21 protein-coding genes are annotated in these 18,697 nt (G+C 66.7%); 5 read left to right on the forward strand and 16 right to left on the reverse strand.

Annotation, left to right across the window (positions count from 1 at the left end; genetic code table 11):
- From WJU17_RS10240 to coxB, 4 genes are all read right to left on the reverse strand, one after another.
- The gene (locus WJU17_RS10240; protein WP_346327225.1) at positions 1–885 is read right to left on the reverse strand and encodes a CoA ester lyase; all 885 of its coding nucleotides are present in this window, start codon (positions 883–885) and stop codon (positions 1–3) included.
- A 95-nt stretch (positions 886–980) separates the two neighbouring features.
- On the reverse strand, positions 981–1,307 hold the full coding sequence (locus WJU17_RS10245; RefSeq protein ID WP_346327226.1) for a hypothetical protein: 327 nt from the start codon (positions 1,305–1,307) through the stop codon (positions 981–983).
- On the reverse strand, positions 1,304–3,820 hold the full coding sequence (ctaD, locus tag WJU17_RS10250) for a cytochrome c oxidase subunit I (protein ID WP_346327227.1): 2,517 nt from the start codon (positions 3,818–3,820) through the stop codon (positions 1,304–1,306). The genes WJU17_RS10245 and ctaD overlap by 4 nt, the downstream gene beginning before the upstream one ends.
- Positions 3,817–4,632, reverse strand: coding sequence for a cytochrome c oxidase subunit II (gene coxB / locus WJU17_RS10255; protein ID WP_346327228.1), 816 nt, complete (start codon positions 4,630–4,632; stop codon positions 3,817–3,819). The genes ctaD and coxB overlap by 4 nt, the downstream gene beginning before the upstream one ends.
- On the opposite strand from coxB, the gene WJU17_RS10260 reads away from it, so the two are divergent.
- Positions 4,606–5,136 carry a DUF2231 domain-containing protein gene (locus WJU17_RS10260; protein WP_346327229.1) on the forward strand — a complete coding sequence of 177 codons (531 nt, stop codon included), beginning with the start codon at positions 4,606–4,608 and terminating at the stop codon, positions 5,134–5,136. The two genes, coxB and WJU17_RS10260, sit on opposite strands and share 27 nt — an antisense overlap.
- Here the strand turns inward: WJU17_RS10260 and WJU17_RS10265 are convergent.
- The 12 genes from WJU17_RS10265 to ffh form a co-directional block, all read right to left on the reverse strand.
- Positions 5,063–5,551: a CopD family protein gene (locus WJU17_RS10265; RefSeq protein WP_346327230.1), complete on the reverse strand. Its 489-nt coding sequence runs from the start codon at positions 5,549–5,551 to the stop codon at positions 5,063–5,065. The genes WJU17_RS10260 and WJU17_RS10265 overlap by 74 nt on opposite strands.
- A complete protein-coding gene (locus WJU17_RS10270) occupies positions 5,551–6,297 on the reverse strand; it encodes a cytochrome c oxidase assembly protein (RefSeq protein WP_346327231.1) in 747 nt (248 codons plus the stop codon). Before WJU17_RS10270 ends, WJU17_RS10265 begins: the two co-directional genes overlap by 1 nt.
- Before the next feature lie 191 nt (positions 6,298–6,488).
- Entirely contained in the window at positions 6,489–7,514 is a 1,026-nt protein-coding gene (locus WJU17_RS10275) for an aspartate-semialdehyde dehydrogenase (RefSeq protein ID WP_346327232.1), read from the reverse strand.
- A gap of 18 nt (positions 7,515–7,532) precedes the next feature.
- Positions 7,533–8,648 (reverse strand): 3-isopropylmalate dehydrogenase, encoded by a 1,116-nt coding sequence (gene leuB / locus WJU17_RS10280; RefSeq protein WP_346327233.1) that lies wholly within the window; start codon positions 8,646–8,648, stop codon positions 7,533–7,535.
- A 13-nt stretch (positions 8,649–8,661) separates the two neighbouring features.
- Positions 8,662–9,282 carry a 3-isopropylmalate dehydratase small subunit gene (gene leuD, locus WJU17_RS10285; RefSeq protein WP_346327234.1) on the reverse strand — a complete coding sequence of 207 codons (621 nt, stop codon included), beginning with the start codon at positions 9,280–9,282 and terminating at the stop codon, positions 8,662–8,664.
- A gap of 93 nt (positions 9,283–9,375) precedes the next feature.
- Complete coding sequence (locus tag WJU17_RS10290) at positions 9,376–9,555, reverse strand: hypothetical protein (RefSeq protein WP_346327235.1); 180 nt, start codon at positions 9,553–9,555, stop codon at positions 9,376–9,378.
- Between the two features lie 43 nt (positions 9,556–9,598).
- The gene (leuC, locus tag WJU17_RS10295) at positions 9,599–11,008 is read right to left on the reverse strand and encodes a 3-isopropylmalate dehydratase large subunit (RefSeq protein WP_346327236.1); all 1,410 of its coding nucleotides are present in this window, start codon (positions 11,006–11,008) and stop codon (positions 9,599–9,601) included.
- A 20-nt stretch (positions 11,009–11,028) separates the two neighbouring features.
- A complete protein-coding gene (gene rplS / locus WJU17_RS10300; protein ID WP_346327237.1) occupies positions 11,029–11,427 on the reverse strand; it encodes a 50S ribosomal protein L19 in 399 nt (132 codons plus the stop codon).
- An 11-nt stretch (positions 11,428–11,438) separates the two neighbouring features.
- Positions 11,439–12,146, reverse strand: a complete 708-nt coding sequence (gene trmD / locus WJU17_RS10305; protein ID WP_346327238.1) for a tRNA (guanosine(37)-N1)-methyltransferase TrmD — start codon at positions 12,144–12,146, stop codon at positions 11,439–11,441.
- A 14-nt stretch (positions 12,147–12,160) separates the two neighbouring features.
- Entirely contained in the window at positions 12,161–12,703 is a 543-nt protein-coding gene (gene rimM, locus WJU17_RS10310) for a ribosome maturation factor RimM (protein ID WP_346327239.1), read from the reverse strand.
- Positions 12,704–12,706: 3 nt separating this feature from the next.
- Complete coding sequence (gene rpsP / locus WJU17_RS10315) at positions 12,707–13,108, reverse strand: 30S ribosomal protein S16 (RefSeq protein WP_346327240.1); 402 nt, start codon at positions 13,106–13,108, stop codon at positions 12,707–12,709.
- A gap of 99 nt (positions 13,109–13,207) precedes the next feature.
- On the reverse strand, positions 13,208–14,557 hold the full coding sequence (gene ffh, locus WJU17_RS10320) for a signal recognition particle protein (RefSeq protein WP_346327241.1): 1,350 nt from the start codon (positions 14,555–14,557) through the stop codon (positions 13,208–13,210).
- 280 nt (positions 14,558–14,837) lie between these two features.
- On the opposite strand from ffh, the gene WJU17_RS10325 reads away from it, so the two are divergent.
- The 4 genes from WJU17_RS10325 (at position 14,838) to WJU17_RS10340 (ending at position 18,661) form a co-directional block, all read left to right on the forward strand.
- On the forward strand, positions 14,838–14,981 hold the full coding sequence (locus WJU17_RS10325) for a hypothetical protein (protein ID WP_346327242.1): 144 nt from the start codon (positions 14,838–14,840) through the stop codon (positions 14,979–14,981).
- A 519-nt stretch (positions 14,982–15,500) separates the two neighbouring features.
- Complete coding sequence (locus WJU17_RS10330) at positions 15,501–16,211, forward strand: CPBP family intramembrane glutamic endopeptidase (RefSeq protein ID WP_346327243.1); 711 nt, start codon at positions 15,501–15,503, stop codon at positions 16,209–16,211.
- A 78-nt stretch (positions 16,212–16,289) separates the two neighbouring features.
- On the forward strand, positions 16,290–17,090 hold the full coding sequence (locus WJU17_RS10335; RefSeq protein WP_346327244.1) for a type II CAAX endopeptidase family protein: 801 nt from the start codon (positions 16,290–16,292) through the stop codon (positions 17,088–17,090).
- 107 nt (positions 17,091–17,197) lie between these two features.
- Positions 17,198–18,661 carry a DASS family sodium-coupled anion symporter gene (locus WJU17_RS10340; RefSeq protein WP_346327245.1) on the forward strand — a complete coding sequence of 488 codons (1,464 nt, stop codon included), beginning with the start codon at positions 17,198–17,200 and terminating at the stop codon, positions 18,659–18,661.
- The last annotated feature ends 36 nt before the right edge of the window (positions 18,662–18,697 follow it).

The raw sequence follows: 18,697 nt of genomic DNA on the forward strand, positions 1-18,697 counted from the left end.
TCAGGCGCTCGCTTCCTGGAGGTTGTGGATCGCCTCGGCCAGCGCGACCACGCGCTTGGCGTTCTCCACGTGAAGATTCTCGACCAGCTTGCCGTCGACGACCACGACGCCCTTGCCTTCCTTCTCGGCTTCGGCGAAGGCTTCGATGATCCGGCGCGACAGATCGACCTCGGCGGCGTCGGGCGCGTAGACCTCGTTGCAAGGATCGACCTGCGACGGATGGATCAGCGTCTTGCCGTCGAAGCCGAATTCCAGGCCCTGCACGCAGGCATCGCGGAAGCCGCCCGCGTCCTGAAGGTCCAGATAGACGCCGTCGAGGATGGCGAGGCCTTCCGCGCGAGCCGCCAGGATGCACAGCGACAGGCTGGTCAGCATGGGCAGGCGCAGCGGCGTGTGGCGGGCATGCACGTCCTTCACCAGATCGGACGTGCCCATCACCAGCGCGGCGACGCGAGAGGAGGCCGCGGCGATCTCCTGCACCCGCAGCACGCCGCGCGGCGTTTCGATCATGCACCAGATCGCCGTGGTGGCGAGCGCGCCGCTGGCGTCCATCAGGCTTTCCAGCTCATGCACCATCTCGGCCGATTCGACCTTCGGGATCAGGATCGCGTCGGGCTGCGCCGCGCAGGCCGCCTTCACGTCCTCGACGCCCCAGGGCGTGTCCAGGCCGTTGCAGCGGATGATCATCTCGCGGCCGCCATAGCCGCCACCGATCACCGAATTGCACACGGTCTCGCGCGCGGCGGCCTTGGCGTCCGGCGCCACGGCGTCCTCGAGATCGAGAATGATTGCGTCGGCCGGAATGCTCTTGGCCTTTTCCTGCGCGCGAGCGTTGGAGCCCGGCATGTAAAGCACGCTGCGGCGAGGACGGAAAGTGGCGGCCATGGGAGACTCTCCTGCTGACGGATGGTTTTGGTGGCGCCAACCTAGAGGCGGTTCGCACCCGTGGTAAAGTTCAATTTCCGCGCGGGCCGCACCTTCTAGGCGCAGACCTTGAGCAGCACCGCCGGGACACCCGTCCACAGGGTGGCGCCGGCCGCCGCGACGGCGAGAACCAGCGAGACCCGCCGGATGAACACCGCACCGCCCGACGCTCCTCGCACGCGGCGCGCAAACCACCAGACCAGCAGCCCGTGGGCGATCAGGTGCAGCGCCAGCACCGCGATCATGCCGCCCCGCGCGAACGGCGCGCCGCCCGCCGCGCACAGCGCGCCATGCAGGCCATAGAAGGCGATGAACGCCGAACTCCAGATGCCGAACCCGGCGATCAGGCCGAGCGTCTCGGCCGGCTGGGCACCCTTGATCATGCGCCGGCCCATCGCGGCAACCCGTGGACCAGCACCAGAATTACCAGGCCGGTCAGGGCGGCGTACCGCCAGAACATGTCCTGGTTGACGGCGTCGATGGCCCGCATGGCCGACATGAACCCCGCCCGGCTGCGCAGGAAGCTGTAGGCCGAGGCGATGGCGGCGATCAGCGCATGAAAAGCGCCATAGCCCGCCAGCACCGCCACGACCGCGCCATAGGCATGCTCGGTCGGCGGCGGCGCCAGCCAGAAGGGCACCGCGAGGAACCCGGCCATGGCGAGCACACCGGCTATGGCGGCGGCCAGCAGCGCCGCCTCGCGTCCCGCCGCCGACCCGCGCGCGTTGCAGGCCCGCGCCCGCCGCGCCGCGAGGACGGCGACCGACAGGGCGAGCGTGGTCGCGGCAGGCACGCCCAGGCCGGGATCGACCAGACGCGGCGGCGGCCAGTTCGGCGCGATCAGCCACAGGAACAGATAGCCGAACACCAGCGCCGCGAAGAACGCGGCATCCACCGTCAGCGTGAACACCATCGCCCACCACGCCGTCGAACGGTCGCTGGCCGCGTGAGGCAGGACATGTTCGCCGAAGCCGATATCGATGGGCTCGGGGTCCTCGCGCAATCCCGAGCGCCACATCCAGATCAGGCTGAGCGCCAGCACCGCCACCGCGCCGATGGCCGAGAGCCAGTAGAGCTTGAACAGGAACGCGACGAAGAACAGCCCCGTCGCCAGCGCCGCGACCAGCGGCAGATAGGAGGGACCGGGCAGGACCAGAACCTGGTCCGGCTGTCCCGTCACCGGATCGACGCACAATGTCTCGCGCCGGTTGCGCGGTGCCCCGGCGAGATATCCCGCGCCAGCGGCAAGCGCGGCAGGCAGCGACGGATCGTGATGCAGCGGATCGCGGTGCTCGATTTTCGGAATGCTGGCGATGTTGTAAGTCGTCGGCGGGATCGCCATCGCCCACTCCAGCGTTCCCGCGCGCCACGGGTTCTTCTTCGCGTGAGGCGCGAAACGCCATTGCAGCACCAGGTCGATCAGCACCATGGCGAAGCCGATCGCCATCACGAAGCCGCCGATCGACGAAATCAGGTTGAGCGTATCCCAGCCCAGCCCGCCCGGATAGGTATAGACCCGGCGCGGCATGCCCAGCAGCCCGGTCAAATGCATCAGCAGGAAGCCGGCATGGAAGCCGGTGAACACCACCCAGAAGGCGGTTTTCCCCAGCCCGGTGTCCGAGCGCCGGCCGGTGATGTGCGGCAGCCAGTAATAGATACCCGCCATGGCCGGAAACACGAAACCGCCGATCAGCACATAATGGAGGTGCGCGACGATGAAATGGGTGTCGTGCGCCTGCCAGTCGAACGGCACCACCGCCACCATCACCCCGGTCAGCCCGCCGGCCACGAAGGTGAAGAAGAAGCCGAGCACATACAGCATGGGCAAGGTCAGCCGCGGCCTTCCGGACAGCAGGGTCGCCAGCCACGCGAAGACCTGGACCGCCGTCGGCACCACGACCAGCAGGCTCGCCGCCGAGAAGAACGCCAGCGACAGATGCGGAATGCCCGTGGTGAACATGTGATGCACCCACAGCCCGAAGCTGATGAACGCCTGCGCGATCAACGCGCCGACGATCCAGCCGTAACCGATGATCGGCCGTCCCGCGAACACCGGAATGATGGTCGAGATCACGCCCGCCGCGGGCAGGAAGATGATGTAGACCTCGGGATGGCCGAACAGCCAGAACAGATGCTGCCACAGCAGCGGATCGCCGCCGCGCGTCGGGTCGAAGAACGGCAGCCCGAACGCCCGCTCCAGCTCCAGCAATATGCTGCCCAGGATCAGCGGCGGAAAGCCCACCAGCATCATGGCGGCCGTGACCCAGAGGTACCAGCACAGCAGCGGCATGCGGGCCAGCGACATGCCTCCCGCCCGCACCTTCAGCACGGTGACCATGAACTCGATCGCGGCGCAGACGGCCGACACCTCGACGAAGGTGACCCCGATCAGCCACAGATCCGAATTGATCCCGGGCGAGAACGGCTTGGACGACAGCGGCGTGTACATGAACCAGCCGCTGTCGGGCGCCACGCCCGCCAGCATGCCGATGATCAGCAGCAGCCCGCCGAACAGATAGCACCAGTAGCCGAAGGCGCCGAGGCGCGGGAACGCGAGATCCCGCGTCCCCAGCAGCTTGGGCAGCATGTAGATGGTAAAGCCCTCGATCAGCGGAATGGCGAACAGGAACATCATCACCGTGCCGTGCATGGTGAAGACCTGGCTGTAGCTCGCCGCGTCGAGGAACTGGGTATGCGGACCGGCAAGCTGCGCGCGGATCAGCATGGCGAGGACGCCGCCGATCAGGAAATAGACCAGCGCCGTGACCATGAACCGCTTGCCGATCACCGAGTGATTGACGTCGGCGAGGAACCCGAATCGGCCCGGCGGCGCATCCCACAGCGGCTGGAGCAGACGGTGCAGCCGCAGCGCCTGCCTGTGCGTGTCCTTCATCATGGCGCCACTCCCAGCCAGCGCAGGACATTCTCGTAGGCGGCCCTGATCTGCCGCGAGACAGGCGGCGGCCTGTCGTCATGGAACACCAGAGGCGGCGCGGCGGCGGCGCCCGAGGCAGCCAGCGCCGCGTCGTAGTCGCCGGCCGCGTGGGCGCGCACGAGGAAATTCATGTGCGCGTGTCCCACCCCGCAATATTCGGCGCACAGTCCGGCATAGGTGCCGGGCGCATCGGCGGCGAGCACGATACGGTTGGTCTTGCCCGGAACCGCGTCGATCTTGCCGCCCAGCCGGGGCACCCAGAAGGCGTGGATGACGTCCGCGCTCGTCACCCTCACCTGGAACGGCTGGCCGGCCGGGACATGCAGGACGTTGAGCGTCGTCAGGCCCGCGTCCGGGTAGCGGAATTCCCAGCCGAATCGCACCGCATGGGCATGAATCACCGGCATCTGGTTCGCGCCACGCGCCAGCAGATGTTCGCCCCGGAACAGCGCCCAGCCCAGCAGAAGCCCCATGACGAGGACGGGAAACACCAGCCCGCCCCCGACCAGCATCAGGTTCTTCGGCACGTCGCGCCCGCCCCGACGGAGCGAGACCAGCACAGCACCCATCACGCCGGCAAGGATGACGAGAGCACCGGCGAACATGACCCACCAGATTTCCGCGACGTCGCGCGCGGCCGGCCCCGCCGGGTCCAGCGTGGACAGCGGACCCGCGCAACCGCCAAGGCCCAGCGCCGCCACGGCGAGCCATGGGGAACCCCACGGGATCGCCCGCGTTGGCTGGACATGGTCAAACACAATGAATCGCGGCATCTGGACGTCAGCTCCAGGATCGCCCTCGCCGGTCATCCCCTTCACGCCATGATGGTCACCTTCCCCATCGCGCTGGTCGCGGCGACGCTGGGCGGCGACATCCTCTACTGGCTGACGGCCGATCCGTTCTTTGCCCGCGTCAGCCTGTGGACCAGCGGCTGGGGTTTTGGCATGGGCGTGCTCGCGGGTTTCGCCGGTACCGCGGAATTGCTGGCAGGACGCGGTATCCGCCGCCGCCCGGAAAGCTGGACCCATGCGGTGGCCGCCATGATGCTGCTGGCCACCATCGGCACCAACTGGGGCATTCGCCTGATCGGCGCCGAGGCGGCCATCCTGCCCTGGGGCGTCGTGCTGTCGCTGGGCGGCCTGATCTTCGTCGGGCTCGCGGGCTGGCAGGGCGGTAAACTGGTGTTCGAGCATCAGATCGGCATCATGATCGGGGAAGAGGGCGAGGCGGATCGAGAAGACCAGGCTCCCGCATCCAGACCGGCAGGCGCTCGATAGAGAATTCCGGTTTCGCCAGGACCAGCCACAGGATCGACAGAATGGCGCCGCCGACGAGGCACCAGATCACGATGATCCGCCGGTGCGGCGGCGCGTGATCAGGATCGGCGAGATGCGCGATCAGGTGGCCTACCTGGATATGCGCGATCACCAGCACCCCCACGGCCATCAGCTTCACGAACATCCAGGGATGCAGCGCATCCGCCACGAAGACGAGAGCCGAGCCCGCCCCCACGGCGAGGAACGCCGCCGGCGACGCCAGCCCCATGTACCCCATGCGCACGGCCATGCGGACACGGCCGAAGGATTGCGGGTCCCAGGCGCTGCGATGCGCCAGCAGCAGGCCGGGCAGATAGAGCAGACCCGCGCACCAGACCAGCAGGCCGGCAATATGCACCGCCTTGAGCACCAGCATCAGGCGGATTGTTCCTTGAGAAGGGACCCCAGCCGGCGTCCCGCCAGCAGGAGGATCGCGCCGATATAGACCGGAATGCTGACGACCCACATGAGCAGGCCCGCGAGTTGCTGGTCCTCCAGCGCGGTCAGCCCCCAGGGACCGGTGGCGCCGAAATGAGGCGTGTAGAGCGGCGACGGCGCGAAGGTCAGCAACGCCCCCAGCAGCCCCATCTGCGTCATGGCGGCGAGCAGGCCGATGACCAGATCGGCGAGCGGCGCGTCGGGACGAAAGGCCTGCGTCCAGAACGCGGCGGCCGATCCGATCAGCGCCACCTGAAGAACCCAGTATAGCGTCGTGCTGGCCAGCGCCGCCTCGTACACCGCGGGTACGTGCCACACCCAGTAGACGGCCGTGCTCAGGACCAGAGCGGCGGTCATGCCGAGGCCGCGCCCGAACGCCGGCGCCGCGAGGGCGAGAAGCGGCGCCGCCACCGCGACGAGCAGCAGATGATGGGCGGCGCGGACCGAAAACAGGGCCGAGGTCAGCGCGCACAGAGGGGAAATGAACGCGGCGAACAGCACGAGAAGCGCCGCCAGAAACGCGGCGCGTTCGCGGGGCGATCGTGAGCAGGCCAGATAAAGTGCGGCCCCGAGCGCCATCACGGCCAGCAGCACCGGGTCCAGGTTCCACCGGTCGGCGAGCGTGGCGGGCAGCGGCGCGATGCCGCAATAGGGCGCGCCGGTCGCTGAAAGTGAATCGGACATCTCATCCCCGGGAAGTCGGCCGCATGCGGCTGCGCGGCCCTTCGGACCGTATTGGCTCTCAGTGCATACGCCGGGGGATGAAGAAGGTTCCCGGGAACTTTGACGAACGCAGGCCGGGGACCATGGCTGGCCCCATGAAAAAAGGCGCGCTCCGGTCGGAGCGCGCCCTCAATGCCGTGGCTGGCCGCGGTTCAGTCGCCCTTTTTGAGGTGCCGGCGGCCAAGCAGTTCGGCGATCTGGACGGCGTTCAGCGCCGCGCCCTTGCGCAGATTGTCGGACACGCACCACAGGTTCAGGCCGTGCGGCACCGTCGGGTCCTTGCGGATGCGGCTGATGAAGGTGGCATAGTCGCCGACACACTCCAGCGGCGTGATGTAGCCCTCGTCCTCGCGCTGGTCGACCACCATGATGCCGGGCGATTCGCGCAGCACGTCGCGGGCGCGGTTTTCGTCGATCGGGTTCTCGAACTCGATGTTGACGGACTCCGAATGGCCGACGAACACCGGCACGCGCACGCAGGTGGCGGTCAGCTTGATGTTTGGGTCGAGAATCTTGTTGGTCTCGGCCGACATCTTCCATTCTTCCTTGGTCGAGCCGTCGTCGAGGAACACGTCGATGTGCGGGATCACGTTGAACGCGATCTGCTTGGTGAAGCGTTCCTTCTTGATCGGATCGTTGACGAAGATGGCACGGGTCTGGGTGAACAGCTCGTCCATGGCTTCATTGCCCGCGCCGGACACCGACTGATAGGTCGAGACGACGACGCGCTTGATCTTGGCCATGTCGTGCAGCGGCTTCAACGCCACCACGAGCTGCGCGGTCGAGCAGTTCGGGTTGGCGATGATGTTCTTGGCGGTAAAGCCGTCGATGGCGTCCGGATTCACCTCCGGCACGATCAGCGGCACGTCCGGATCCATGCGGTAGAACGAGCTGTTGTCGATGACGACGCAGCCCGCGGCGGCGACCTTCGGCCCCCATTCCTTGGCCACGGTGGACCCGGCCGCGAACAGGGCGATATCGGTGCCGGTGAAGTCGTAATTCTCCAGCGTCTGGCACTTCAGGATCTTGGTGTCGCCGAAGGACACTTCCTTGCCCTGCGAGCGGCGCGAGGCCAGCGCGACGACTTCAGAGATCGGAAACTGGCGCTCGGCCAGAATCTGCAGCATTTCGCGGCCGACCACACCGGTCGCGCCGACGACGGCAACCTTGTAACCCATCTCGTGTCTCCTCGGCGCTTAGGCGGCGCGCTTGTCGAGCGCGGCCAGAATGGCGTCGCCCATGCCGGTGGTCGACGTCTTGGTCATCCCCGGCTGCATGATGTCGCCCGTCCGGTAGCCGGCGGCGAGCACGTCCTGCACCGCGCCTTCGACCAGATCGGCATCGGCGCCCAGATCGAACGAGTAGCGCAGCGCCATGGCGAAGCTCAGGATGGTGGCGATCGGATTGGCCAGGTTCTGGCCCGCGATGTCCGGGGCGCTGCCGTGCACGGGCTCGTACATGGCCCGGCGCTTGCCGTTGGCGTCGGCGGCGCCCAGCGAGGCCGACGGCAGCATGCCCAGCGAGCCGGTCAGCATGGCGGCGATGTCGGACAGCACGTCGCCGAACAGATTGTCGGTGACGATCACGTCGAACTGCTTGGGATTGCGCACCAGCTGCATGGCGCAGTTGTCCGCGTACATGTGCTGCAGATCGATGTCGGCATACTCGTTGTCATGCACCCACTGCGCTTCCTCGCGCCACAGGATGCCCGATTCCATCACATTGGCCTTTTCCGAGCTGGTCACCTTGCCGTTCGGGCGTGCCTTGGCGATATCGAAGGCAACGCGCACGACGCGGCGGATTTCCTCGGTGTCGTAGACCTGGGTATTGACGCCGCGGCGCTGGCCGTTGGGCAGGCTGGTGATGCCGCGCGGCTCGCCGAAATAGACGCCGCCGGTCAGCTCGCGCACGATCAGGATGTCGAGACCGGCGACCACGTCGCGCTTCAGCGAGGAGGCGTCGGCGAGCGCGTCGAAGCACACGGCCGGGCGCAGATTGGCGAACAGTTCCAGATCCTTGCGCAGGCGCAGCAGGCCGCGCTCCGGCTTGATCGAGAAGTCGATATTGTCCCATTTCGGGCCGCCCACGGCGCCCAGCAGCACCGCGTCAGCCTTGAAGGCCTTGTCCATCACCGCGTCGGTGACCGGCACGCCATGCGCGTCGATGCTGCAGCCGCCGACCAAGTCCTCGTCGAGGTCGAAGCTGAGCGAGCGGTTCTTCTCCAGCCAGGCAATGATGCGGCGGACCTGCGCCATGGCTTCGGCGCCAATACCGTCGCCCGGCAGGATCAGAAGGCTGCGATTGGTGGCCATGTGGTCTACTCCCTTAGACGGCGGCGCTGTAAAGCCAGGGCTGGGAAGCCTGCTGCTTGGCTTCGAAGCTGTCGATGTTGGTCTTCTTCTCCAACGTCAGGCCGATGTCGTCGAGGCCGTTCAGCAGGCAATGCTTGCGGAAGGGATCGATGTCGAACTTGATCTTGCCGCCGTCCGGCCCGGTGATCTCCTGGCCTTCAAGGTCGATGCTGACAATGGCGTTGGCGCCGCGCTCGGCGTCGTCCATCAGCTTGTCCACGTCGGCCTGCGGCAACACGATCGGCAGGATGCCGTTCTTGAAGCAATTGTTGTAGAAAATGTCGGCGAAGCTGGGCGCGATGACGCAGGTGATGCCGAAGTCCAGGATCGCCCACGGCGCGTGCTCACGCGACGAGCCGCAGCCGAAGTTCTCGCCCGCGACCAGAATCTTCGCCTCGCGATAGGCCGGCTGGTTCAGCACGAAATCGGGCTTTTCGGTTCCGTCCTGGTTGAAACGCATCTCATCGAACAGGCCGCGGCCGAGACCTTCACGGGAAATCACCTTCAGGTACTGCTTCGGGATGATCATGTCCGTATCGACATTGATCAGAGGCAGCGGGGCCGCCACGCCGGTGAGCTTGGTGAACTTTTCCATGAGTCTCTTTCCTCAATACCAAAGAGGGCCGGTTGACCGGCCCCCTGTCAGATGGTCGTTCCCGACCTCCGCCCGGGGGCGGAAGCGTCGGGGCTAGCCGTTCAGCACCTTGATGATGCCGTACTCGCCCTTCTTGCCCTCGAAATCGTCGGCGATGCCGAGCACGTGCAGCTTCTCCATCCGCTCCTTCTCGGACGGCGAGGCATGTTCCTTCGCCAGTTCGATGGCACGGCGGAGCGTTGCGGCCCAGAGTTCGTCACTGATCAGCGCCATGGTGTCGGTCTCCCCTTCTTCACCCGGTGGTCGATGCGAAAGACTATTGGAACTCGCGCACGTCGACCAGATGGCCGGCGATGGCGGCGGCGGCGGCCATGGCAGGGCTCATCAGATGAGTCCGTCCGCCACGGCCCTGGCGGCCTTCGAAGTTGCGGTTCGAGGTCGACGCGCAGCGCTCGCCCGGCTCCAGCCGGTCGGCGTTCATGGCCAGGCACATGGAACAGCCCGGCTCGCGCCATTCGAAGCCGGCTTCGACGAAGATTTTGTCGAGGCCTTCGGCTTCCGCCTGCTCCTTCACCAGACCGGAGCCCGGCACCACCATGGCGCTGGTCACGTTCGCGGCCACCTTGCGCCCCTTGGCGATGGCGGCGGCGGCGCGCATGTCCTCGATCCGGCCATTGGTGCACGAGCCGATGAACACGCGGTCGATCTGGACCTGATTCAGCGGCGTACGGGCCGTCAGTCCCATGTATTCCAGCGCGCGCTCGGCGGCGTGCCGGCGGTTGTCTTCGGCGTAATCCTCCGGCGAGGGCACGCTGCCGGTGATCGGCAGCACGTCCTGCGGGCTGGTGCCCCAGGTGACCTGCGGGATGATCTCGTTGCCGTCGAGCACGATCTCGGCGTCGAACTTGGCGCCCGGATCGGTCTTGAGGTCGCTCCAGGCGGCGACGGCCATTTCCCAGGCGGCGCCCTTGGGGGCCAGCGGACGGCCCTTGAAATACTCGAAGGTCTTTTCGTCGGCCGCGATCAGGCCGGCGCGGGCGCCTGCCTCGATGGCCATGTTGCAGACCGTCATGCGGCCTTCCATGGTCAGCGCCTCGATGACCGGACCGGCGAATTCGATGACATAGCCCGTGCCGCCGGCCGTGCCCAGACGACCGATGATCGCCAGCACCACGTCCTTGGCGGTCACCCCGACCGGCAGCGTGCCGGTGACGGTGACGCGCATGTTCTTCGAGCGCTTCTGGATCAGCGTCTGGGTGGCCAGCACGTGCTCGACCTCGGAGGTGCCGATGCCGAACGCCAGCGACCCGAAAGCGCCGTGGGTCGCGGTGTGCGAATCGCCGCAGACGATGGTCGTGCCCGGCAGGGTGAAGCCCTGTTCGGGACCGATGACATGGACCACGCCCTGACGGATGTCGTCCATGCCGTAGTAGGTCACGCCAAATTCCTTGGCGTTGTTCTCCAGCGTCTGGACCTGCGTGCGCGATTCGGGATCGTCGATGCCGTTCGCACGGCCGAGGGTGGGCACGTTATGGTCCGGCACGGCGAGCGTGGCCTCCGGACGATGCACCTTGCGCCCCGCCATGCGCAGACCCTCGAAGGCCTGCGGGCTGGTCACCTCGTGAACCAGGTGGCGATCGATGTAGAGGACACAGGTGCCGTCCTCCGCCTGATGCACCAGGTGGTTATCCCAAATCTTGTCGTAGAGCGTCTTAGGTCCGCTCATGCCGCAGGTCTCCCGCCGTCTTATTCCTGGGACGCGCCCGCTACCTTCTTGGTGCGGCCGTAATCCTTCTTTTCCACGATACGCGCCGACTTGCCGGTGCGGCCACGCAGATAATAGAGCTTCGCGCGGCGAACCTGGCCACGGCGGACCAGTTCGATGCTGTCGAGGCGCGGCGAGTACAGCGGGAACACGCGTTCCACGCCTTCGCCGTAGGAGATCTTGCGGATCGTGAACGACGAGTTGAGACCGTCATTCTTGCGCCCGATGCACACGCCTTCGAAGGCCTGCACACGCTCGCGGTTGCCTTCCACCACGCGCACGTTGACGCGGACCGTATCGCCGGGAGCGAAATCGGGGATCGTCTTCCCTTCGGTCAGCTTGGCAACCTGTTCCTGGTTGAGCTGTTCGATAATGTTCATTGCACCTGTCCTTAGCCGCTCTTGTTGTTCTTCTCGGCCACGTACCGCGCCCATAGGTCGGGCCGGCGTGACCGCGTTATATCCTCAGCCTTCCTTTTCCGCCAAGCCGCAATTTCGGCATGATGGCCGGAAAGCAAGACCGCGGGGATCTCTCTTTCTTCCCAGTTCTGCGGCTTGGTGTACTGGGGGTACTCCAGCAACCCGTCCGCGAAACTCTCCTCGTTCAGCACCGCCTCGTCGCCGACGACACCGGGGAGCAACCGCACCACCGCGTCGAGCATGACGATCGCCGCCGGTTCGCCCCCGGACAGCACGAAATCGCCGAGGCTCACCTCTTCAACCTGCCGCGCCTCGAGCACCCGCTCGTCGACGCCTTCGAACCGGCCGCACACCAGCGTGACACCGCCGGCTTCCACCCAGCGCCGCGCCATGGCCTGGTCGAAGACCTGGCCGCGCGGCGACAGATAGACCAGCGGTCGATCCGTCCTGCCCGGCTTCGCCAGCGCCGCGTCGATCGCGGCGGCCAGCACGTCCGGCCGCATCACCATGCCGGGGCCGCCGCCCGAGGGCGTGTCGTCCACCGTCCGGTGTTTCCCGAGCCCGTGATCGCGGATGTCCTGTACATCGAGCGACCAAGTGCCCCGTTCAAGGGCCTTGCCAGCCAGCGAATGGCCGAGCGACCCCGGAAACATCTCGGGAAACAGAGTCAGCACCGTCACTGCGAATGACGCGTCTATGCCGACTCTCCTTCCTCATCCTCGGCGTCATCGAGAAGCACGACGACGATGCGTCCGCCCTTGATGTCCACCACCGGCGCCGTTTCCCGCCGGAACGGGACAAGCACCGACTTGCCGGTCTCGTCGAGGCGGATGTCGAGCATGTCGCCCGCCCCGAAATCGTGAACGGCCTTGACCGTCCCCAGCACCGCCCCGCTCTCGTCCTCGGCCCGCAGGCCGATCAGATCCACGTGGTAGTAGCTGTCATCCTCGTCCGGCTCGCCCAGCGCCTCGCGGGGCACGCACAGCTGCGTGCCCTTCAGCGCCTCGGCGGCGTCCCGGTCCTCGACACCGTCGAGGCGGACCACCGCGCCGTCCTTGACCGACCGCAGGCTGCGGATCCGAAAGATCCGCCCGCCCGGCGAACCGGTCAGCGGACCGTAGGCGGCAAGGCCTTCCGGGGTTTCCGTGAAGACCTTGACCCGGACCTCGCCGCGCACACCGTGCGCCCCGGCGATCGCGCCCAGGCAGACCAGGCCCGTATCGGGCTGGCCAGCCAAGACTTACTCCGACGCTTCGGCGGCGTTCGCCTCTTCCGCGGCCTTGGCGGCGGCGGCGGCGGCGGCTTCCTCGGCGGCCTGGGCAGCGCGGATACGCTCCTGCGCCTTCGCCTTCGGCTTGCCCTGGATCGGGTTGTTCTTCTGCGCCGGCGCGGCGATCAGCTCGGCCGAGGCCAGGAATTTGGCGACGCGGTCGGTGGGCTGGGCGCCCTGCTGCAGCCAGTACTGCATGCGCTCGGTGTTGAACGTCAGGCGCTGCTCGTTGTCCTTGGCCAGCAGCGGATTGAAGCTGCCGAGACGCTCGATGAAGCCACCATCGCGGGCGGCGCGCGAGTCGGCCACCACGATGCGGTAGTAGGGACGCTTCTTCGCGCCACCGCGCGCCAGTCTGATCTTCAGTGCCATGAGGCTTTCCTTCGCTCCTCTATCGTTCTTCGTGTCGTTGCCCGGCGACGGGCGTTTTCTGTCTCTCGGCGGCCGCATGGCCACCGCCTTGCTGTTGCGCTAACGGGGCAGCAGACCGTCGAAGCCGGGCGGCAGTTGCATGCCTTTGCCGCCCTTGCCCATCTTCTTCATCATGTCGGCCATCTGCTGATGCTGTTTCAGCAGCTTGTTGACCTCCTGCACCGAAGTGCCGGACCCGGCCGCGATGCGCTTCTTGCGCGAGGCGGCGATGATCTTGGTGTTCTCGCGCTCCCGCGCCGTCATCGAGTTAATGATCGCGTCCTGGCGCACCAGCATGCTCTCGTCGATGTTCGCGCCGGCCAGCGCCTTCTTCAGCTTGCCCACGCCCGGCAGCATGCCGAGGATGCCGGCCATGCCGCCCATCTTGCGCATCTGCTGCAGCTGTTTCTGATAGTCGATGAGCGTGAACTGCCCTTTCTTCAGGCGCTTGACCAGCGCCTCGGCGTCCTTCTCGTTGACCATCTCCTGGGCGCGCTCGACCAGGCTGACCACGTCGCCCATGCCCAGGATGCGCGACGCGACCCGGCTGGGATGGAAGCCCTCGATCTCGTCCAGCTTTTCGCCCGTGCCGACCAGCTTGATCGGGCGGCCGGTGACGGCGCGCATGCTGAGCGCGGCGCCGCCGCGGCCATCGCCGTCCATGCGCGTCAGCACGATGCCGGTGACGCTGAGACGGTCGTTGAACTGCTTGGCCACGTTGACCGCGTCCTGACCGGTCAGCGCGTCGGCGACCAGCAGGATTTCGGCCGGCATGGCGGCGAACTTGACCGCGTCCAGTTCGGACATCAGGCCTTCGTCCACGTGCAGGCGGCCGGCGGTGTCCAGCATCACCACGTCGTAGCCGCCGAGACGGCCGGCTTCCATGGCGCGCTTGGCGATGTCCAGCGGCATCTGGCCGGGAATGATCGGCAGCGTGGCCACGTTGATCTGCTGACCGAGAATCTTCAGCTGCTCCTGCGCCGCGGGACGGCGCGTGTCCAGCGAGGCCATCAGCACCCGCTTGCGGTCCTTGGTGGTGAGCCGCTTGGCGATCTTGGCGGTGGAGGTCGTCTTGCCCGAGCCCTGCAGGCCGACCATCATGATCGGCACCGGCGGCACGGCGGCGAGGAAAAGCTCCTCGGCCTCGCCGCCCAGCATGGCGACCAGCTCGTCATTGACGATCTTGACCACCATCTGGCCGGGCGTGACCGACTTCAGGACTTCCTGGCCGACGGCGCGCGCGCGCACCTTCTCGACGAAGTCCTTGACCACCGACAGCGCCACGTCGGCCTCGAGCAGCGCCACGCGCACCTCGCGCATGGCGGCGCCGACGTCGGATTCATTGAGAACCCCGCGTCCCCGCAGCGTATCGAAGATGTCGCCTAAACGGCCTGACAGCGTCTCGAACATTTTTCCAAACACCAACGCCACCCGCGGGCGAACACTCGCTGACGGGTGGGTATCCTTGGACACGAAAACACGGCGCTTTCGTTGAGCGCGCGGAACCTAGGCGCGAAGCGGGGCTGAGTCAAGAGATCTGGCGTCGCGGGGCACGGCGCGGCCTGGCCGTGGTACCTGAAAACCGTGGCGATCGCGCCTCGGACAGCCAAGGTACCTTCAAATCGCCCCAATTCGCCGCCACATCCTCCCGGCGAAACGACAGAAACGCCAATAAAAGAAGGGCAGGACCATGAACTCCACCATACTGAAGCGGCTCGCCATCATCGCGCTGGCCACCCTGGCGACCGCCTGCAACACGGTCCAGGGCGCCGGCCAGGATGTGCAGAGCATCGGCCGTGCCGGCGAGAGGGCGCTGGACGGCGCGATGCGGTAGTCCGCCCTACGCCCAGTCTTCATTCGCCAGGCGTTTGCGGCCGGTAGGCTACCTCTATCTCTCCAAACGTCTCGGCCTGCTGGAAAGTGCGAGACCGGGGATCGTACGAGATCTCGAGATTGTCGGGCGTCAACCATCTCACGTCGGCCCAAGGTCCGCCCCAAGTCGACGGCTCGGCGGCCCCTCGCCCACCATCGGCGATGAATACGTTCCCTCCTTTATTCGGAAGCATGTCGCCAGTCTCGATGACCGAAATTTGCGTGGTTAAGCCAGTCGTGGCGCCGCAGTCACGCTGGAACAACACAGCTACATGACGCCCATCAGGAGAATCGGACCGCGAGACTTCGATATTCTCGCAACCGTCGGAACAACCGGCGAGAATGACCCCAGCAAAGACAACGATCATCCATCCATACATATCAGGGAGCTTATAAGGCGCCGTCCGGGTGTCAATGGACGCGGAGCTTCGCCCCACCTGCCCTATTGCCGCCGCACCGGCCCACTCCGTATGCTTGCGCCATGAACGCCGCACCGCCAGAAGCCGCGCCGCCTGTCCCTTACGGGCCGTGGGCGACGCTTGGGCTGACGGTGGTCATCTTCATCGGCGCGGGCATGATCGCCAGCGGACTGGTCGGCGTCGTCACCGGACGCGGCGTGCAGGACAGCGTCGCCGGCGGCGATACGAACGCCATGCTGACGGCCATGATCCTGAGCGGCATCATCGGCACCGCCATGACCGCCGAGCTGGTGCATCTGCGCGCGCCCGGCCGGGTCGCGGATTATCTGGCGCTGCGCTGGACCGACAACGGCACCGCCTGGCGCTGGAGCCTGCTGACCGTCGGCTACCTGTTTCTCGCGCTGCTCGTCGACAACATGGCCCGTGTGAGCTTCGACGTGGTCTCGCCGCACAATCCCCTGGCCAATGCGGCGATCGGCCCGCTGTTCCTGCTGGCCACGCTCTTCGTCGCGCCGGTGTTCGAGGAGGTCCTGTTCCGCGGCTTCGTGATGGAAGGCCTGTCGCCGACACTGCTGGGCCAGTCCGGCGCCATCACCATCGCGGCGCTGAGCTGGGCGTTGCTGCACAGCCAATACGACGTCATCACCATGTTGCTGCTGTTCGGCTTCGGCGTGCTGCTCGGCGTCGCGCGGGTGGTGACGGGATCGCTCCTCCTGCCCATCGTTCTCCACGCCGTTTTCAACACGGCGTCCATCACGCTTTCAGGCCTGTAACGAGCGGCGGGTTTCCTTTGCCAGCGGGCCCTGCCGCCGGTTACGCTTTGCGCCGACATGGCCAACGACCACGCCGAAATGACGAGGCCCGCACCCGCCTCCAGTAGCTACTGGGGCGGATGGCCCACCATTGGCCTGTCGGCGTTGATCCTGCTGGGCGTCGGCGTGGCCTACGCCGCCGGCGCCGTTTTCGTCGGGCTGGTGGGCAAGCTGCACATCGCTACCTTGCTGGTCGATCTGTTCCCGGTTCTCGCGATCCTGTTCCCGGACTCGTTCCAGTTGCCCGGCATGTTCAGTCCGCCGATCGAGACCGACGCGCTGATGCATATCTACTGGCTGGGCGCCCTGGCCGGCCTCGTGCTGATCTACGCGGCCATTCGCCGCCGCCGGGGCGTGAGCTTCGGCGAGTATCTCGACCTGCGGCCCATTCCGCATCTGGCGCTGCTGCCGTGGATCGGGGTGCTGGCGCTGTACTTCTGCCTGTTCGTGGTGCTGCCCGAGCTGGTGATGGCCCATGACGGCGTCGGCAGCGGCCTGATCGCCGGCGGCACCTTCTTCTACTTCGTCAGCGCCGTGACCATCGCGCCGGTGTTCGAGGAAATCCTGTTCCGCGGCTTCATCTTCGCCGGGCTGGCCCGCTCGAGGATCGGCATGGCCGGCGCCATCGTGCTGACCACCGCCATGTGGACCGCCGTCCACCGCCACTTCACCGTCGAATGGTTCAACGAGATTTACGGGCTGGGCGTGCTGTTCGGCGCCGGCCTGATCTTTGCCCTGGCCCGGGTGCGCACCGGCTCGCTGTTCGCCGCCATTGCCCTGCACGCCAGCTGGAACGCCACCCTGCTGCTCGTCGACGTCATGGTCCTGAAACGTCTGTGATCCTGCTTTTGGCTTGAGTCAGCTTTTGGCTTGAGTCACGGGCGCCGCGCCTCCTACAAGGCATGCGGGGAAACAGCGCAGCCGCGCCCGAAACGGGACAGTCCATCATGGCGGAAACTATGCCGGCCGCGTCGCGCGCCAGGATCATCGGCTTTGTCGCGGGCATCGCCGCGCTGGCATTGACGCTCGTCCTTCCTCCACCCGCCGGTCTTGGCGAGGCCGCCTGGCACACCGCCGGGGTCGCCTTCATCATGGCGATCTGGTGGGCGACCGAGGCGACTCACGTGGCGGTCACCTCGCTGCTGCCCATCACCCTGTTTCCCGTGCTCGGCATCACCGACATCGAGGGCGCGACCGCGCCCTATGGCAGCGCGATCATCTTCCTGTTTCTGGGCGGCTTCGTCGTCGCGCTTTCCATGGAACGCTGGGGCCTGCACCGGCGCGTCGCGCTGTGGGTGATCGCGCAGGTCGGCGCCGGGCCGCACCGGCTGGTCTTCGGCTTCATGCTGGCCACCGCCCTGCTCAGCATGTGGATCACCAACAGCGCCACCACCATGATGATGCTGCCCATCGCAACTTCCGTCATCGGCGTGCTGCTGGCCGATAGCGCGGAGGACGGCGATGACAGGGACAAGACCAATTTCGCCGTCTGTCTGATGCTTGGCATCGCCTACGCGGCCAGCATCGGTGGCGTCGGCACGCTTATCGGCACGGCGACCAACGTGGCCATGGCCAACATCCTGAAAGGCGCCCCCTTTTATATCGAGGTCGGTTTCGCCGAATGGATGATGGTCGGCATGCCGTTCGTCGCCATCATGCTGCCCTTGTCCTGGTTCGCGTTGACCCGCTTCGCCTATCCCTTCCGGTTCGCGCACGCCGACAAGGCCGGCGCCCATGTGGCCGAAGCGCGGCGCCGGATGGGCCCGATCACCGCGCCGGAGATGCGAGTCGCCGCCATCGCGGCGCTGGTCGGGCTGGCCTGGGTGCTGCGCGGCTTCTTCAAGGACGCCGTCCCCGGTGCCTCCGACGCCGGCATCGCCATCGCCGGCGCGCTGGCGCTGTTCCTGCTGCCCGCGGGCGGCGGGCAGGCCGGAACGCTGATGGACTGGAAAGGCGCCGGCCGCCTGCCCTGGGGAATCGTGCTGCTGCTCGGCGGCGGACTCGCTCTCGCCGACGCCATGGGCACCAGCGGCCTCGCCGCGTGGATCAGCGTGCATCTGGCGGTCGTGGGGACCTGGCCGCTTCTGGCGCTGATGGTCGTGATCGTGACGATCATCATCGGCGTGACCGAGCTGACCAGCAACGCGGCCATCGTGTCGGCCTTCGTCCCCGTGGTCGGCGCCCTCGCGCTCGGCATCGGCCTGGACCCCATGATGCTGGCCGCGCCGGTCGCCATCGCGGCCAGTTGCGCCTTCATGCTGCCGGTCGCCACGCCGCCCAACGCCATCGTCTTCGGATCGGGCTACGTCACCGTGCCGCAGATGATGCGCGCTGGCCTGTTGCTGAACCTGGTCGCCATTCCGCTGGTCACGGCGCTGGGCCTGCTGCTGGTGCCCTTGGTTTTCTCTTGAGTCGCCGAGGGCCCGGCCCATATAACCGCGCCAGGA

It is taken from the genome of Iodidimonas sp. SYSU 1G8 (genome assembly GCF_039655775.1).
In the GTDB taxonomy this organism is placed as follows: Bacteria; Pseudomonadota; Alphaproteobacteria; order SMXS01; family SMXS01; genus RI-34.

What these genes read in the sequence shown, in the direction of transcription:
- WJU17_RS10240 (WP_346327225.1), bottom strand. Translation starts at nt 885, where the DNA reads ATGGCCGCCACTTTCCGTCCTCGCCGCAGCGTGCTTTACATGCCGGGC.
- WJU17_RS10245 (WP_346327226.1), bottom strand. Translation starts at nt 1,307, where the DNA reads ATGATCAAGGGTGCCCAGCCGGCCGAGACGCTCGGCCTGATCGCCGGG.
- ctaD (WP_346327227.1), bottom strand. Translation starts at nt 3,820, where the DNA reads ATGATGAAGGACACGCACAGGCAGGCGCTGCGGCTGCACCGTCTGCTC.
- WJU17_RS10260 (WP_346327229.1), top strand. Translation starts at nt 4,606, where the DNA reads ATGGTCAAACACAATGAATCGCGGCATCTGGACGTCAGCTCCAGGATC.
- coxB (WP_346327228.1), bottom strand. Translation starts at nt 4,632, where the DNA reads ATGCCGCGATTCATTGTGTTTGACCATGTCCAGCCAACGCGGGCGATC.
- WJU17_RS10265 (WP_346327230.1), bottom strand. Translation starts at nt 5,551, where the DNA reads ATGCTGGTGCTCAAGGCGGTGCATATTGCCGGCCTGCTGGTCTGGTGC.
- WJU17_RS10270 (WP_346327231.1), bottom strand. Translation starts at nt 6,297, where the DNA reads ATGTCCGATTCACTTTCAGCGACCGGCGCGCCCTATTGCGGCATCGCG.
- WJU17_RS10275 (WP_346327232.1), bottom strand. Translation starts at nt 7,514, where the DNA reads ATGGGTTACAAGGTTGCCGTCGTCGGCGCGACCGGTGTGGTCGGCCGC.
- leuB (WP_346327233.1), bottom strand. Translation starts at nt 8,648, where the DNA reads ATGGCCACCAATCGCAGCCTTCTGATCCTGCCGGGCGACGGTATTGGC.
- leuD (WP_346327234.1), bottom strand. Translation starts at nt 9,282, where the DNA reads ATGGAAAAGTTCACCAAGCTCACCGGCGTGGCGGCCCCGCTGCCTCTG.
- WJU17_RS10290 (WP_346327235.1), bottom strand. Translation starts at nt 9,555, where the DNA reads ATGGCGCTGATCAGTGACGAACTCTGGGCCGCAACGCTCCGCCGTGCC.
- leuC (WP_346327236.1), bottom strand. Translation starts at nt 11,008, where the DNA reads ATGAGCGGACCTAAGACGCTCTACGACAAGATTTGGGATAACCACCTG.
- rplS (WP_346327237.1), bottom strand. Translation starts at nt 11,427, where the DNA reads ATGAACATTATCGAACAGCTCAACCAGGAACAGGTTGCCAAGCTGACC.
- rpsP (WP_346327240.1), bottom strand. Translation starts at nt 13,108, where the DNA reads ATGGCACTGAAGATCAGACTGGCGCGCGGTGGCGCGAAGAAGCGTCCC.
- ffh (WP_346327241.1), bottom strand. Translation starts at nt 14,557, where the DNA reads ATGTTCGAGACGCTGTCAGGCCGTTTAGGCGACATCTTCGATACGCTG.
- WJU17_RS10325 (WP_346327242.1), top strand. Translation starts at nt 14,838, where the DNA reads ATGAACTCCACCATACTGAAGCGGCTCGCCATCATCGCGCTGGCCACC.
- WJU17_RS10330 (WP_346327243.1), top strand. Translation starts at nt 15,501, where the DNA reads ATGAACGCCGCACCGCCAGAAGCCGCGCCGCCTGTCCCTTACGGGCCG.
- WJU17_RS10335 (WP_346327244.1), top strand. Translation starts at nt 16,290, where the DNA reads ATGACGAGGCCCGCACCCGCCTCCAGTAGCTACTGGGGCGGATGGCCC.
- WJU17_RS10340 (WP_346327245.1), top strand. Translation starts at nt 17,198, where the DNA reads ATGGCGGAAACTATGCCGGCCGCGTCGCGCGCCAGGATCATCGGCTTT.